The organism is Pseudomonas sp. LjRoot277 (genome assembly GCF_964253845.1).
Taxonomy (GTDB): Bacteria; Pseudomonadota; Gammaproteobacteria; order Pseudomonadales; family Pseudomonadaceae; genus Aquipseudomonas.
Window position 1 is genome coordinate 3634037 of sequence record NZ_CAXURI020000001.1, and the last position, 14530, is coordinate 3648566.

A 14530-nucleotide genomic window follows, 5' to 3' on the forward strand; every position below is an offset into this window, starting at 1 on the left:
GGGCAGGCTCTCTGGATGTTTTTGTTCTTATAGGAACAGCGAGGTTAGCCTGTCGGCACCCCGCACTCCACATCCCTGGCAACGCGCTATTTGTGGTTCTGAACAGACAAACGTCGCTGCATGGGGAAAACCTGCCAGCCCAGGCGTTCACTGATCAGCCCCCACACCCCTTGCGGTGCCTTGAGCATCATCACCACCGCGACCACGCCGAGGATGATCATGTACACGGCGCCGTATTGCGCCAGACAACCCCGCAACACAAAGTAAATCAGCGTGCCGATCAATGGCCCCTCCAGTGTGCCGATGCCGCCGATGATGACGATGAAGATCACCACCGCCGTCCAGTCCTGCAGGTTGAACGCTGCGTCCGGTGAAATTCGCAGTTTTTGCAGGAAGATCAACGCCCCGACCACGCCCGTGCAACCGGCGGCCAGCACGTACACCATCAACTTGGTACGGAAGGTGTTGACCCCCAGGCTGCCGGACGCCGGCTCGGAATCACGAATCGACGCCAGCGCCAGGCCCTGTCGGGAACGCAGCACAAAAAACACCACCGCCACGGCGGCAATGGCGATGGCCAGCGCGGTGAAGTAGATCAGCATCTCGCGCTCGTCCCGGTCATTGCCGATCTGCCGCACAATCGCCGCCGGCAGGCTTTGCCCGGAACCGCCGCCGAGGCTACTCATCTGCGCCAGGCCCAAGCGAAAGACTTCTGCCACCACCCAGGTGCCAATGGCGAAGTAGGCACCGCGCAGCCGAAACACAATCAAGGCTGTGGGAATCGCCAACAGCGCGACCAAAACGCCCGAGAGCAGGACCGCGAACAACGGCGGAATACCGAACCGGGTGGCCAACATGAACAGCAGATACCCACCCAGACCGACGAACGCCTGCTGCCCGACCGAAACCATGCCCGCGTAACCCGCCAGCAGGTTCCACATTTGCGCCAGCGCCAGGTAATAGGCGAACTCCACCACAAGCCGCAAACTTGAGCGATCGGCCCAGAATGGCGCACTGATCAACACCAACACACAGACACCCAGCAATGACAGCCCAACCATGCTGCTGGTGGTCGTGCGTTGTACGCGATAGCTGAGCGCGGGATTGTTCAAGGCATTCATCAGTCGACACTCCGGGGGAACAGGCCACGCGGGCGCACGACCAGAATCAGCAGAAACACAAGATGACCGGCGAGGATTTGCCAGCCAGGATCGATTTTTGCGCCCAGCGCCTGGGCGACGCCGAGAATCACCCCGCCGGCCAGGGTGCCCCACAGGCTGCCCAACCCGCCGATGATCACCGCTTCGAAACCGTACAACAGGCGCGCCGGCCCCACCGTGGGATCGAAGCTGGTGCGAATCGCCAGAAACACCCCGGCAATCGACACCACAGCCATCGCCAGCGCCATGGCCAGACCAAAGATATGCGCGTTGTTGACGCCCATCAGCCGCGCGGTGTGCTGATCATCGGAGGTGGCGCGAAATGCCCGGCCCAGAGCGGTTTTGTAGAACAGTAATTGCAAACCACCGATGATCAGCAACGCACTGCAAAACACAATCAGCGGCATGACGCCCACGCTCAAACTGCCGAAGCCGACACTGGCGACTTCAAGATCACCCTGAGACAGCTTTTGACTGTCTGCGCTGAAAAACTCCAACAGCACGTTCTGCACGATGATCGACAAACCAAAGGTCACCAGCAGCGGCGGCAGGATGTCCTGGCCAAGCGTTCGGTTGAGCAACAACCGTTGCAGCAGGTAGCCGAAACAGAACATCAGCGGCACCACCACCAGCAAGCTCGCCAACGGGCTGAACCCCAGATGATTGACCACCAGCAGCGCCAGGTACGACGCCAGTACGATGAAGTCGCCATGGGCGATATTGACCAGGCGCATGATGCCGAACATCAGCGACAGCCCCACCGCGAACATCGCGTAGAGGCCACCCAGCAACATGCCCTGAAGCAAAGTATTGAGCCATTCCATAACTAGATCCCGAAATACGCGGCTTTGATTTGCGCTTTGTCCGCGTCCCCAGGGCGGCCGGTCAGGGACACGCGCCCTTCCTGGAAGCAATAGAAACGGTCGCAGACACTCAGCGCCTGATTGATGTCCTGCTCGACGAGAATCACCGTCGTGCCGTCAGCCTTGATCGAGGGCAGCGCGGCGTAGATGTCCTTGATCGTGGTCGGCGCCAGGCCCAGGCTGATCTCGTCGCACAACAGCAAATGCGGGTTGGCCATCAAGCCCCGGCCAATCGCAACCATTTGCTGCTGACCGCCGGACAGCGCGGTACCGGGGCGCTTGCGCAGTTTTTCCAGCACTGGAAACAGCTGATAGATCCGCGTCAGCGTCCACGGACCGGGGCGTTTGCTGTAGGCGCCGATCAACAGGTTTTCCTCGACGCTCAGCGAAGAAAACAGCTTTCTGCCTTCCGGTACCAAGGCGATGCCACGTTCCAGCACCTGATTGGCCGCCAGATCACCGATCGCCTGGCCCTTGAAGGTGATGGCGTCGGGCTGGTTTTTGATCAGCCCGGCCAGCGAGCGCAGGAACGTCGATTTGCCCGCGCCGTTGGAGCCGATGATCGCCACGGTTTCGCCCGCCTCAAGGGTCAGGCTGATATCGAACAGCGCTTGAAAGTCGCCGTAACCGGCACAGAGTTTTTCGATGGACAGCAGGTTTGAAGGGGTCGACATGTTTCAGCTCCCGATGCCCATATAAATGTCTTGCACCCTAGGGTCGGCCATCACGCTGCGCGGTTCACCCTCAGCCAGTTTGGCGCCGAAGTTGATCACTGTCAGGCGGCTGACGACCGCCAGCAAGGCATGCACGATGTGCTCGATCCAGATGATGGCGACGCCAGCCTTGTGAATGCCCTGAATGGTTTCCACCAGCGCCAGGCACTCCGGTTCGGTCAGGCCACCGGCGATTTCATCCAGCAACAACAGCCGCGGTTGGGTCGATAACGCTCGGGCCATTTCCAGACGCTTGCGGTCGAGCAATGTCAGCGAGCCGGCGAGGACGTTGGCCTTGCGCATCAGCCCCGTCAGTTCCAGGGTCTGCGCGCACCATTGGCTGGCCTCCTTGTCGCGCAATCGCGCCCCGAAGGTCGCGCCGACCAGCAAGTTCTCGAACACCGTCATTTTCACGAATGGATGCGGGATCTGATGGGAGCGGCCAATGCCTTGCTGGCAGCGCTTGAACACCGGCTCGCGGGTGACGTTGCGACCTTCGAAATGGATCGTGCCGCTGTCGGCTGCCACGCCCCCGGCGATCAGGTTGAACAGCGTGCTTTTACCCGCGCCGTTGGGACCGATGATGCCAAGGGCTTCACCCGGTTGCAGGGTCAGGCTCATCGCATCCGTGACCTTCACCGAGCCGTAGCTTTTGTGCACATCGTTCATTTGCAGAAGTGGCTGTTGCATGGTGCACCCGTTTCTTTTCGAGCAATCAGTACGTAATGGCCTGCATGTCGCCGCCCAGCGGAATCGCTGGTGCGGTGGCATTGCTAGTCACGACCAGGTCGTATTTGTTGTCAGTGCCCAATCGCCATTGGCCGCTGACCAAAGGTGTTTTGGCGACGTTCTTCACCGGTCCGTTTTTCCAGCTGATCGGCCCGACAACGGTGTTGAGCTCGGTCTTGAGCAAGGCATCGCGTACCGCATGCGGGTTACCGATTTCTTCAGTGCGCTTGAGGATGTCCACCGCCAGTTCGAACAGGGCATGCACGAAACCCAGCGGTTGAGTCCACTGCTTGCCGGTCGCCTGAGTGAAGCCCTGGGCCAACTGCCCGGCACTGGCGCCGGTCAAGGAAGAGCTGAACGGGTGCGTCGGGCTCCACCAGATTTCGGTCGACAGGTTGTTGCCGGCCTTGCCCAGCGCTTCGACCGCCGTGGGAAACAGCAGCGCCTTGCCGACCGACACCGCTTTGGGCTTGAAGCCCTGCTGGCGCGCCTGGGTCCAGAAGGTGGTCAAGTCAGGTGGAATAACCACGCCAGTGACGATCTCGACGTCGGCCTTTTTGAACGCGGCGATCTGAGCCGAGAAATCGTCGGTCAAGCTTTGAAAGCGGCCGGGGTCGACCACTTGGAAACCCTTCTGCGCCAACACCGGTGGAAAGCCGAGTTTCGGATCGCCCCAGGCATTGCCGTCGCCATCGTTGGGGAACAGACCGCCGACCACCTTGTTGGACGGCATCGCGCCCCACATGGCGCTGTAAGTGCCGATCACATCCTCCAGGCCCCAGAAAAAGTGATAGGTCCATTCGAACCCCTGATCCGGCTTGCCACCGCGGGTAAAGAACCACGGCTGCCACGGCGCCACCGTGGAAATACACGGAATCTCGTTGATTTCGCATTGGTCGGAGACCGGGTTGGTGGTTTCCGGTGTCGACGACACCAGCATCAGGTCGACCTGATCAGAGAGAATCAGCTCGCTCGCCACTTCTGCTGCGCGATTAGGGTTGGACTGGCTGTCCTTGACGATGACTTCCAGGCGATACGCCTTGCCGGCCACGTTGATGGAGCTCTTCAACACCTGCTTGAGCGATTCAATGATGTAGTTGTCGGCGGCCGCAAAGGGGGCCAATGGTCCGGTTTGCGGGCTGACATAACCGAGTTTGATCACCCGCTCGCTACCCAGCGCAAAGTTGAACGGCAAACTCGCCAGCGCCATACCGCCGGCAGCAACGCCTGTGGTGCGCAGGAAATCACGGCGCGAGACGTCGCGGCCAAACAGGTTTTTATCGTTGTTGTCTGTCATGTAGTACTCCAAAGCGGCTGCGTATTGGCAAAGTCCGGACGAACAAAGTCGCAGCGTGTGGGCTGAGCCAGCACGCAGGGTCAGGTGCTTTGCGAAAGTGGGCGGTTTAGAAAAAGAAGCTGACGTCGAAGGACGCGACCAGTTGCGAGTCCTTTTGCCCGTCGGCGTAGGCATCGCGGCCGGGGCCGGAATGAATGTCGTAGCGCAATTCCGGTCGCAGGCGCACGTTGGGGGTCGGCGTCCAGGCCAGGTTGGTGGTCACGCCGTAGAAACTGCCCCAGGTCGGGTCGGGAATTCCGGTGTGCGGGTCGATGTTGGCCATCATCACGTGCACCGGTGCATCGGTGTAGAACCACTCGGCGCGGCTGTTCCACATCAGGGTTTCGCTGACCCGGTGGTACCAGTTGATGTCGGTGCCGTACCAGGTGGCATCGTTTTTGTTGGCAAACCCGGCGAAAGCGCCCTGCTCCTGTTTGCCGTAATTCAACTCCAGCGCCATACGGTTATTCGGATCGAGCACTTGCGACAGGGTCAAGTACGAGGCCAGGCGCTTGTAGTCGTCGTCCTTGGTGCCGGCCGGCAATGGCGAGCCACAACTGCAGTCGGCGAAGCTGTCGCCGGCGCCGTTGCCGTAGATGTTTTCCCAGTCTATCCAGGTGCTGAAGTCCGCCGAGCGCCAGCGTACGTTGGCGATCACATCGGGATCATGGTTGGGATCCTGCAAGTTGTTCCAGCCCTGCACCACGCCCAGTTCGAAGCCCAGCATGCTTTCCCCGGGCGCCGAGGGCAGTTTGAACGAGTACAGCGCCCCGGCATGCTTGGCCGGGCCGTGCATGAAGGAATAGGTGTGCGAGTAGAAGTCGCTCGGTGCCGGGGATGGCAAGGCAAAGCCGATTTCATTTTCCAGTGGCGTGTGGAAAATCCCGATCATCAAGTCGGAACCACCCAGCACAGGAAAGTAAAAATCGACGTAGGCCTGAGCGACAGTGAAGGCTTCGTCTTCAGCCTTGTTGTCGCGATTGACACTCAGGTCTTCGTCCCAGCCGTAGGTCTTGAAGAAGCGTGCATCCTTGCCATACAGCGCCGTGACATTGAAACCCCAATCAGCCTCTTGCGGCATGGGCCCGGGAAACGGTCCGACACGACCGATCACATTGCTCTTGGGTTTCTTTTCCACGGCCAGCGCGAACTGGTTGAGGTTCACGCCTTCGTCGGAAGTGAAGAAGCTCTGTTTGCTGACGTCATCCGTGCCGTTGTTGTTGTAGCTCACACCCACCTGGCCCCAGCCGTAGACCTTGATGCCATGCTCACGCTCAAGGCTGTCGCCGAACACCCCACGAACCAGCGAGCCCATCGGGTCTTCCGCGGCCGAAGCCATCGAGGGACATAAGATGCCGGCTCCCAGAACGGGGGCGAACAGGGTTGCTGCACATGCCCATGCACGAATACTCATACCTGTGTTCCTTATTTTTATTAGGCGCCAAACCCCCGAAAGGGCATCAGGCCGACAGCAAGGTATGACGTGAAGGTGTCTGTCTTGAAAAGCCCTGGCAGGGGCTCCACTCGATCCTTGGCAGATCGTAGTGTTCGGCGTATTGCAGGCTACAAGCCCGTCACTACCCCAACAATTCCATTCTCGGCGACTTCAGTGTTTGCGTATTCAGAACAATCGCGCGCAGTGCGGAACTATTTTTCGCGCCTGCACACGCCATGACCTAACCTGAATGGCTAAAGCCGCTGGAGGCATGCCTATGCGTCCTGCATTGAAATTACTCATATTCGTTGTGTTCGCGCTGATGGGGGCGAACATCGGCGAGCTGTCGGCGGACGAACTCCCCAACACGTCAAGCAACGGTGAGGCCAGCGCTACCGCTACGGTGTCAAAAAGTGATCTGGAAGCACTGCAATTAAGGCTGGACAACCTTAAACAGCAGGTGTCACTGACCAGTAACTACACCCAGTTGATAGGCTTTCAGGACAACGTTCAGTTGCTCTTCAGTGATGTGGACAAGTTGGCGGCGGTGTTACTTCCCGAGCAGGCGCAATTGCAAGCACAACTCAGTGTGCTCGGGACGGCATCCGCCACCAGCCTTGCCATGGAAACGTCCGATATCGTTAAACAGAGGTCCTATCTCACCGCACAAAAAGACAAGGTGGATGGCGATCTCAAGATACTGCAGGCCATCAAAGAAGGTGCTGCTAACCTCATCGCTCAGATTGCCAGTATTCGACGTACCCTACTGGAAACCGAACTGGCCCAGCGCACCGCCAGCTTCCTCAATCCCCGCTTTTGGTTACCGCTGTTTTCTCCACTGGAGGAGGATAAAAACCGTCTGAGGTTTTTGATCGATCAGTCCAACAGTGTCATTCAGTCCGTCTGGCAACCTGGCCGGCGTGCCGCGACCGCCACGTTGTTATTATTGGCCCTGGCCTTCTGGACACTGGGGCGAAGACTGGCTGAACGTGGTTTGACATGGATCTGCATCCATCGAGTACCGGAAGGTCGCCTGCGCAGAAGTTCATTGGCGATAGCGACCGTAGTTGCCACGATGCTGAGCGCAGGTTGCGCAATACAGCTCATCTCCGCGGCGGCTACCCGGCTTCAACCATTGCCGCAGCCACTGCAAGGTTACTTCGACGATGTCGAGAAAGTCGCTTACGCCTGCGCCCTGATTATCGGTTTGAGTCGGGCCCTGCTGTCTAAACGCAATCCCTCATGGCGGTTGCCTGGCATCGCCGATGAAGTGGCACTTGCAATAAGCCCTTTTCCGGCGCTGCTGGCCGGATCAATGCTGATACTCATCTCGCTGGTACAAGTCACCAATGCGACGGGTATGAGTACGCAAGTGGTTCTCTTCAGCCGGGGCGTCGTGTCATTAGTCGTCATCATGATTATCGGTGCGCTATTGCTACGCGTCAGTAGAACCCGCCGAGCGATGGTCATTGCCGGGGAACACCCTGAGTCAGGGACTACGCTGGCGGGGCTGATTTATACCGGCGTCAGTATCGCCATGTTGATCTCGATTTTTGGCCTGCTGATCGGTTACATCTCCCTGGCCCGCTTCATCACTTACGAAATTGTCTGGCTCTATATCGTTTTTGCCAGCTTCTATTTGCTGACGCAGTTGTTCAGGGACTCGTGCGATTACCTGTTTTCGCCAAAACACCCCAGCGGCAAAACGATCAAACAGCTGCTCGGTATCGGCGACGTACGGCTCGAACAAATCGAGGTTGTTGTGTCGGGTATTGGCAGAGCGGCTTTACTGTTGATTGCCGCGATTACAACGTTTGTGGGGGGGGTTGGAGCGACCTTTGGCCAACTGACTGACAGGGTTTCAGCGATCCTCGGCGGCGATGGCTTGCGCAAGCTGAACATCATTCCGGGCAATCTGTTGAATGCGGTCCTCGCGCTGTTGATCGGTATTTACCTGATTCGATCGCTGCGCAGATGGCTGGATAACGAGTTCCTGCCAAAAACCGTTATGGACCCCGGCATGGGTGCATCGCTGAGCACTCTGTTCAGTAATATCGGGTACGTACTGGTCATTCTGCTGGCGTTGTCTTCATTGGGCGTCCAATGGACGAATCTGGCCTGGATCGTCAGTGCATTGTCGGTGGGGATCGGCTTCGGCTTGCAGGAGATCGTCAAGAACTTCGTGTCCGGGTTAATCCTGCTCACCGAGCGTCCGGTCAAGGTCGGCGACCTGATCAGCATCAGCGGGGTCGAAGGTGATATCCGGCGAATCAATGTCAGGGCCACCGAGATACAGCTCAGTGACCGCTCGATCGTGATCGTGCCCAACTCGCAGCTTATTTCCCAGAACCTGCGCAATGTGACCATGGGCGGCAGCGCCCAAGGGGTGGCCACACTCGAGTTGGTGTTCCCTCTGGATATCGACCCCGAACAAGTCAAAAACCTGCTGTACACCACCTATTGCGAACATGAAACCATCCTCGACAAACCCTCCCCCGTTGTTCGATTCAGCAATCTGAGCCCTGAAGGCATCACATTGACCATCACCGGCTATGTCAGCAGCCCAAGGATTGTCAGTACGACCAAGAGCGATCTGCTCTTTGAGATCCTGAAGCGATTGAGTGCGGCCGGCATCGAATTGGCCAAGCCGGTCCCTCCTGCGTAATACCCATCAATAGCCTGCCTGGCGACTGAGCATGCTCGTGATCACACGGGATCGCCGTGATTTTTTGCGCCATCGAATGATATGTTTATTTTCATTACGTTGCATTATGAAATAAAACATGTCATTTATAGCCACACAAAATCATCAGGACTGATCCACCGTGCCAGATCGGATGGCCTGTACCACCCCAACGCCCCTCCAAGGAGTCAACAATATGAACAAGACAGAACTTCTAGGTGCTCTGGCACTGTGCGCCGCAAGCTTGCTGGCTCACGCCGACGAAGACAGCCTGCGTATCGGTATCGAAGCCGCCTACCCACCCTTCTCTTTCAAGACGCCGGAGGGCAATGTCAGCGGTTTCGATTACGACATCGGCAACGCCCTGTGCGAAGAAATGAAGGTCAAATGCGAGTGGGTCATCCAGGAATTCGACGGCATGATCCCGTCGCTGAAAGTGCGCAAGATCGACGCCGTGCTGTCGTCGATGTCGATCACTGAAGACCGTATGAAGTCGGTCGACTTCAGCAAAAAGTACTACCACACGCCCGGCAAGTTCGCGATGAAGGCCGGCAATGTGATCAACGACCCGCTGGTTGATCTCAAGGGCAAGAAGGTCGGGGTGCAACGCTCATCGACCTACGACCGTTTTGCTACCGAGCAGCTTGAAAAAGCCGGGGTCGAAGTGGTGCGCTACGGCTCACAAAATGAAGCTTTCCTCGATCTGGCGTCGGGTCGACTGGACGCGACGCTCGCCGACATCGTCAACACCGACGAGAGCTTCATCAAAACGCCGGCAGGCAAAGGCTTCGCGCTGGTTGGACCGGACATCAGCGACCCGAAATATTTCGGCCGAGGCGCCGGGATCGCAGTGCGTAAAGGCGACAGCGTGAACGTTGCACGTCTGAGTACAGCGATCGACGCCATCCGCGCCAACGGCAAGTACCAGCAAGTGATGGCCAAGTACTTCGCGTTCGATATCTACGGCGAATAAACCTTACCTGAAACCCTGTGGCGCCGGCCTCTTGCGGGCGCTTTGGGCTCGTCTCGCGCGCCTTTTGGCGCTCGTTTGAGGAACTTCATCATGCTTCACGGCTACGGATCGAGCATTCTCGATGGCGCCTGGCTGACCATTAACCTGGCCCTGACCTCCATGAGCATGGCGATTGCTTTGGGTCTGATCGGCGCGGCCTTTCGGCTATCGCCGCTCAAATGGCTGGCGATGCTGGGCGAAGGGTACACAACCCTGATTCGCGGTATTCCTGACTTGGTGTTGATCCTGCTGATCTTCTACGGCGGCCAGGATCTGGTGAACCGCATCGCCCTGGCGCTCGGTTACACCCGCTACATCGACATCAATCCCTTTATCGCCGGTGTCTGCACCATGGGCTTCATTTTTGGCGCCTATCTCTCGGAAACTTTTCGCGGCGCCTTTATGGCCATCCCTAAAGGTCAGGCCGAGGCCGGCGTGGCGTATGGCATGAGTGGCGGCCAAGTGTTCTGGCGGATTCTGGTGCCGCAGATGATTCGTTTCGCCATCCCGGGGTTCACCAACAACTGGTTGGTGCTGACCAAATCCACCGCGCTGATCTCGGTGATCGGCTTGCAGGACATGATGTTCAAAGCCAAGAACGCAGCGGACGCCACCCATGAGCCGTTTACGTTTTTCCTCGCGGTGGCGGCGCTGTATCTGATGCTGACCAGCGTGTCATTGCTGGTGCTGCGCTACCTGGAAAAACACTACTCGGTCGGCATCAAAGCCGCCGAATTGTGATTGGGAGCTACCCCATGATTCTCGACTACAACCTGATCTGGGAAAACCTGCCGCTGTATTTCAATGGCGCCTTGTTGACCCTCAAAGTCCTGCTGATTTCCCTGGCCTTCGGCCTGGTACTGGCGATTCCATTGGCATTGATGCGGGTGTCCCGATCGCCCCTGATCAACTTCCCTGCGTGGCTCTACACCTACGTGATTCGCGGCACGCCGATGCTGGTGCAATTGTTCCTGATCTATTACGGCCTGGCGCAGTTCGCAGTGGTCCGTGAAAGCGCGCTCTGGCCGTACCTGTCCAGTGCAACCTTTTGTGCCTGCCTGGCGTTTGCGATCAATACCAGTGCCTATAGCGCGGAACTGCTGGCCGGCAGTTTGAAGGCCACGGCCCACGGCGAGATCGAAGCCGCCAAAGCCATGGGCATGTCGCGCTTTACCCTGTACCGCCGCATTCTGCTGCCATCGGCCTTGCGCCGGGCGCTGCCGCAGTACAGCAACGAAGTGCTGATGATGCTGCAAACCACCAGCCTGGCATCGATTGTCACCCTGGTGGATATCACCGGAGCCGCGCGTACGGTCAGTGCGCGGTTCTATCTGCCGTTCGAGGCGTTCATCACTGCCGGCCTCATCTACCTGGCCCTGACCTTCATCCTGGTTCGTCTGTTCAAGCTGGCCGAGCGTCGCTGGCTGGCGTATCTGGCACCGCGCAAGCACTAAGGAGCTTTTATGGAGCACATTGAATACCTGTTGCCGTGGAGTGCTTCGGGCACTGAACGGAAACTGTCGCTGTTTCGTTTTGGCAGCGGGTCGCGCAAGGCCTACATTCAGGCGTCCCTGCACGCAGACGAGTTGCCGGGGATGCGCGTGGCAGTTGAACTCAAACGACGTCTGCGGGTGCTGGAACAACAAGGTCGCCTGAACGGAGTGATCGAGCTGGTGCCGATGGCCAATCCGATTGGCATCGCCCAGATGTTCCAGGCCACCCATCAGGGGCGCTTCGAGTTCTCCAGCGGGAAGAATTTCAATCGGGACTTCCCGGAACTGGCCGAAGCCGTGGCGCCGCTGCTGGAAGGGAAACTGGGAGACGATGCCGATACCAACGTTGCGCTGATCCGCCGCGCCATGAGCGATGTCCTCACCGACATGCCCGCACCGGCATCGGAACTCGATGGCTTGCGCCGCCTGTTGCTGCAACATGCCTGTGACGCTGACGTGGTGCTGGACCTGCACTGCGATTTCGAGTCGATCATGCTGCTTTACGCCATGCCGCAAAACTGGCCGCGCTTGCGTTCATTGGCCGCTCGACTCGGTGCCGGCGCCGCGTTGCTGGCCGAGGGTGCGGGCGGCAGTGCCTTCGATGAAGCCTGTGCGATCCCTTGGTTGCAGTTGGCCGAGCTCTTTCCTGAAGCCGATATTCCGCTGGCCTGTGTGGCCACCACCATCGAGTTGCGCGGCATGGCCGACACCGAACGCGAGCCATGTGTCGATAGCGCCGAGGCCATTCTTGGCTATCTCGCCGAACAAGGCCTGATCAGCGGTGACTGGCCAGCAGCGCCACCGACCTGTTGTGAAGCGACGCCATTCGCCGGTGCGCAGTACGCCTATGCGCCGCATCCGGGGGTGGTGAGCTTTCTGCAACCGCTGGGTGCCCGGGTCAGGGTGGGCGATCCGCTGTTCGAAGTGCTGGATCCGTTGACCGATCGCCACAGTATCGTGCGCGCCAGCACCGACGGCATCCTCTATGCCCGAGAACGCCTGCGCTTTGCCCAGCCCGGTTTGTGGCTGGTCAAAGTCGCCGGCACCCGCCTCATTCGCCAGGGTCGCTTGCTCAGCGACTGATTCCAGAGAATAAAAACCATGTACAAACTTGAAGTTCAGGATTTGCACAAAAGCTACGGCAGCCACCACGTGCTCAAGGGCGTGTCCCTGGAGGCGAAGGCCGGCGATGTGATCAGCCTCATCGGCTCCAGCGGCTCGGGCAAAAGCACTTTCCTGCGTTGCATCAACCTGCTGGAGCAGCCCAACGCCGGCAGCATCGTGCTCAACGGCGAACAATTGAAACTGGTGACCAACAAACTCGGCGGGCTCAAGGCCGCCGAACCCAAGCAGTTACAACGCATGCGTTCGCGGCTGTCGATGGTGTTTCAGCACTTCAACCTGTGGTCGCACATGAGCGCCCTTGAAAACGTCATGGAAGCCCCGGTGCATGTACTTGGCATGGGCAAGAAAGAAGCCCGGGAAAAGGCCGAGTACTACTTGAACAAAGTCGGCGTGGCGCACCGCATGGATGCCTGGCCAGCCCATATGTCGGGCGGCGAGCAGCAGCGTGTGGCGATTGCCCGGGCGCTGGCCATGGAGCCGGAAGTGATGCTGTTCGATGAGCCGACCTCGGCACTCGACCCCGAACTGGTCGGCGAAGTGCTCAAAGTCATGCAGGACCTCGCCCTCGAAGGCCGCACCATGGTGGTCGTGACCCACGAAATGGGCTTTGCCCGTGAGGTTTCCAATCAACTGGTGTTCCTGCACAAGGGTCAGGTCGAAGAGCGTGGCGACCCGCGCGAAGTGCTGGTCAACCCGCAGTCCGAACGCCTCCAGCAGTTCCTTGCCGGGAGCTTGAAGTAATCCGACCGGCCTAATGCCAGTCAGTTAAGCCGTAACGCGATCTGTAGCAGCTGTCGAGCCTGCGAGGCTGCGTTCGGCTGCGCAGCAGTCGTAAACCTGACCGCGAGGTAGCCCTGAAGAACCGCATTGCCTGATTTCACGACTGCTGCGCAGTCGAACGCAGGCTTCGCCAGCTGCTACAAAGTATGCGCTGCAGCTGAAATTGCTTAACTGGCGGGCATTGCCCGACCGCGTTGCACACCAACGGTTGGCTTCGGATACACTCCAGCCAACCTTGTGCCACCCCTTCTCCAACCCTCAGGAAATGTTGAGCCGGATATGCCGACCCCATCGAAAAACACCACGGTCTATGCCGCACCGGTTATGCGCAAACTGGCGGAGATCGTTGGCGATTTGCAGCCGTCACTGCGCAAGGTAGCGGACTTTATCCTGCGTCACCCGCTGAGGGCCGCGACGCTGACCATCGAGGAGATGGCTCACGAAACGTCCACCTCGCCAGCTGCGGTCAACCGTTTGGCCAAGGCCTTGAACCTGGGTGGCTATACCGGCATGAAAGCCGAGCTGGTCGCGACGTTGCAGCAGATGGTGTCGCCGGTCGACAAACTGCGCAACGAACTGGCTCATCGTCCTGGCGGCGAGTTTGGCCTGCATGAGCAAATCCAGAGCGCCAGCAGCAACCTCGCAACGGCGGCGACCAACAACCATGCAGACACCTTTGAAGCGTTCGTGACCCGCCTGACCCAGGCTCGCAAAATCTACATCCTGGGCTTTGGCAACAGCGTGTACTTCGCCGGCCTCGCCGCCTCGACCCTGATGCCTTTCTGCGCGGACGCCACCGCCATCAGCATGGAGGGCGGCAACGAAAACGCTGCTTACCGTCTGGCCGCGATTACCGATCAGGATGTGTTGCTGGCGATCTCCCTGCCGCGCTATTCCCTCGACACCCTGCAACTCGCCCGTTTCGCCAATGAACGTGGCGCCACAGTGCTGGCAATCACCGATTCCCCCGCCTCGCCGCTCACCAGCATTGCCGAACACGTGCTGTTTGCTCCCGCCGACCATCCGGTTTTGACCAGTTCCAACATCGCGGTGCTTGCCTTGATCGAAGGGTTGGTGGCGGGCGTGATGGCGCGCAACAAGGAAGCCGTCAAGCTGGCGACCGAGTTGACCGAAAGCGTGATGGCTTACCTGCACATGCCGGGCAACAGCAAATCGGCGAAAGCCACAAAGCCGCGTTGAC

Annotated in this window: 13 protein-coding genes; 7 read left to right on the forward strand and 6 right to left on the reverse strand. The window is 58.9% G+C overall.

The window, feature by feature from the left end; genetic code table 11:
* Nucleotides 1-86: 86 nt before the first annotated feature.
* The 6 genes from ACSQ87_RS17175 to ACSQ87_RS17200 form a co-directional block, all read right to left on the reverse strand.
* Complete coding sequence (locus tag ACSQ87_RS17175; RefSeq protein WP_223430427.1) at nucleotides 87-1121, reverse strand: branched-chain amino acid ABC transporter permease; 1035 nt, start codon at nucleotides 1119-1121, stop codon at nucleotides 87-89.
* Nucleotides 1121-1984 (reverse strand): branched-chain amino acid ABC transporter permease, encoded by an 864-nt coding sequence (locus ACSQ87_RS17180; RefSeq protein ID WP_436273895.1) that lies wholly within the window; start codon nucleotides 1982-1984, stop codon nucleotides 1121-1123. Before ACSQ87_RS17180 ends, ACSQ87_RS17175 begins: the two co-directional genes overlap by 1 nt.
* Before the next feature lie 2 nt (nucleotides 1985-1986).
* Complete coding sequence (locus tag ACSQ87_RS17185) at nucleotides 1987-2679, reverse strand: ABC transporter ATP-binding protein (protein WP_436275100.1); 693 nt, start codon at nucleotides 2677-2679, stop codon at nucleotides 1987-1989.
* 21 nt (nucleotides 2680-2700) lie between these two features.
* Nucleotides 2701-3426 (reverse strand): ABC transporter ATP-binding protein, encoded by a 726-nt coding sequence (locus ACSQ87_RS17190; RefSeq protein ID WP_140678833.1) that lies wholly within the window; start codon nucleotides 3424-3426, stop codon nucleotides 2701-2703.
* A gap of 25 nt (nucleotides 3427-3451) precedes the next feature.
* Nucleotides 3452-4762 (reverse strand): ABC transporter substrate-binding protein, encoded by a 1311-nt coding sequence (locus ACSQ87_RS17195; protein WP_436273896.1) that lies wholly within the window; start codon nucleotides 4760-4762, stop codon nucleotides 3452-3454.
* A 106-nt stretch (nucleotides 4763-4868) separates the two neighbouring features.
* Nucleotides 4869-6215, reverse strand: coding sequence for an outer membrane beta-barrel protein (locus tag ACSQ87_RS17200; RefSeq protein ID WP_436273897.1), 1347 nt, complete (start codon nucleotides 6213-6215; stop codon nucleotides 4869-4871).
* A gap of 298 nt (nucleotides 6216-6513) precedes the next feature.
* On the opposite strand from ACSQ87_RS17200, the gene ACSQ87_RS17205 reads away from it, so the two are divergent.
* The 7 genes from ACSQ87_RS17205 (at nucleotide 6514) to ACSQ87_RS17235 (ending at nucleotide 14529) form a co-directional block, all read left to right on the forward strand.
* Entirely contained in the window at nucleotides 6514-8901 is a 2388-nt protein-coding gene (locus tag ACSQ87_RS17205; protein WP_223430422.1) for a DUF3772 domain-containing protein, read from the forward strand.
* Nucleotides 8902-9115: 214 nt separating this feature from the next.
* Complete coding sequence (locus tag ACSQ87_RS17210; protein WP_046047038.1) at nucleotides 9116-9892, forward strand: ABC transporter substrate-binding protein; 777 nt, start codon at nucleotides 9116-9118, stop codon at nucleotides 9890-9892.
* 90 nt (nucleotides 9893-9982) lie between these two features.
* Nucleotides 9983-10672, forward strand: a complete 690-nt coding sequence (locus ACSQ87_RS17215; protein WP_046047037.1) for an ABC transporter permease — start codon at nucleotides 9983-9985, stop codon at nucleotides 10670-10672.
* 14 nt (nucleotides 10673-10686) lie between these two features.
* Nucleotides 10687-11385 carry an ABC transporter permease gene (locus tag ACSQ87_RS17220; RefSeq protein ID WP_436273898.1) on the forward strand — a complete coding sequence of 233 codons (699 nt, stop codon included), beginning with the start codon at nucleotides 10687-10689 and terminating at the stop codon, nucleotides 11383-11385.
* A 9-nt stretch (nucleotides 11386-11394) separates the two neighbouring features.
* Nucleotides 11395-12507 carry a succinylglutamate desuccinylase/aspartoacylase family protein gene (locus tag ACSQ87_RS17225; protein ID WP_436273899.1) on the forward strand — a complete coding sequence of 371 codons (1113 nt, stop codon included), beginning with the start codon at nucleotides 11395-11397 and terminating at the stop codon, nucleotides 12505-12507.
* An 18-nt stretch (nucleotides 12508-12525) separates the two neighbouring features.
* Nucleotides 12526-13290: an ABC transporter ATP-binding protein gene (locus ACSQ87_RS17230; protein ID WP_223430419.1), complete on the forward strand. Its 765-nt coding sequence runs from the start codon at nucleotides 12526-12528 to the stop codon at nucleotides 13288-13290.
* A gap of 318 nt (nucleotides 13291-13608) precedes the next feature.
* Nucleotides 13609-14529 carry a MurR/RpiR family transcriptional regulator gene (locus ACSQ87_RS17235; protein ID WP_223430418.1) on the forward strand — a complete coding sequence of 307 codons (921 nt, stop codon included), beginning with the start codon at nucleotides 13609-13611 and terminating at the stop codon, nucleotides 14527-14529.
* Nucleotide 14530: the final 1 nt, after the last annotated feature.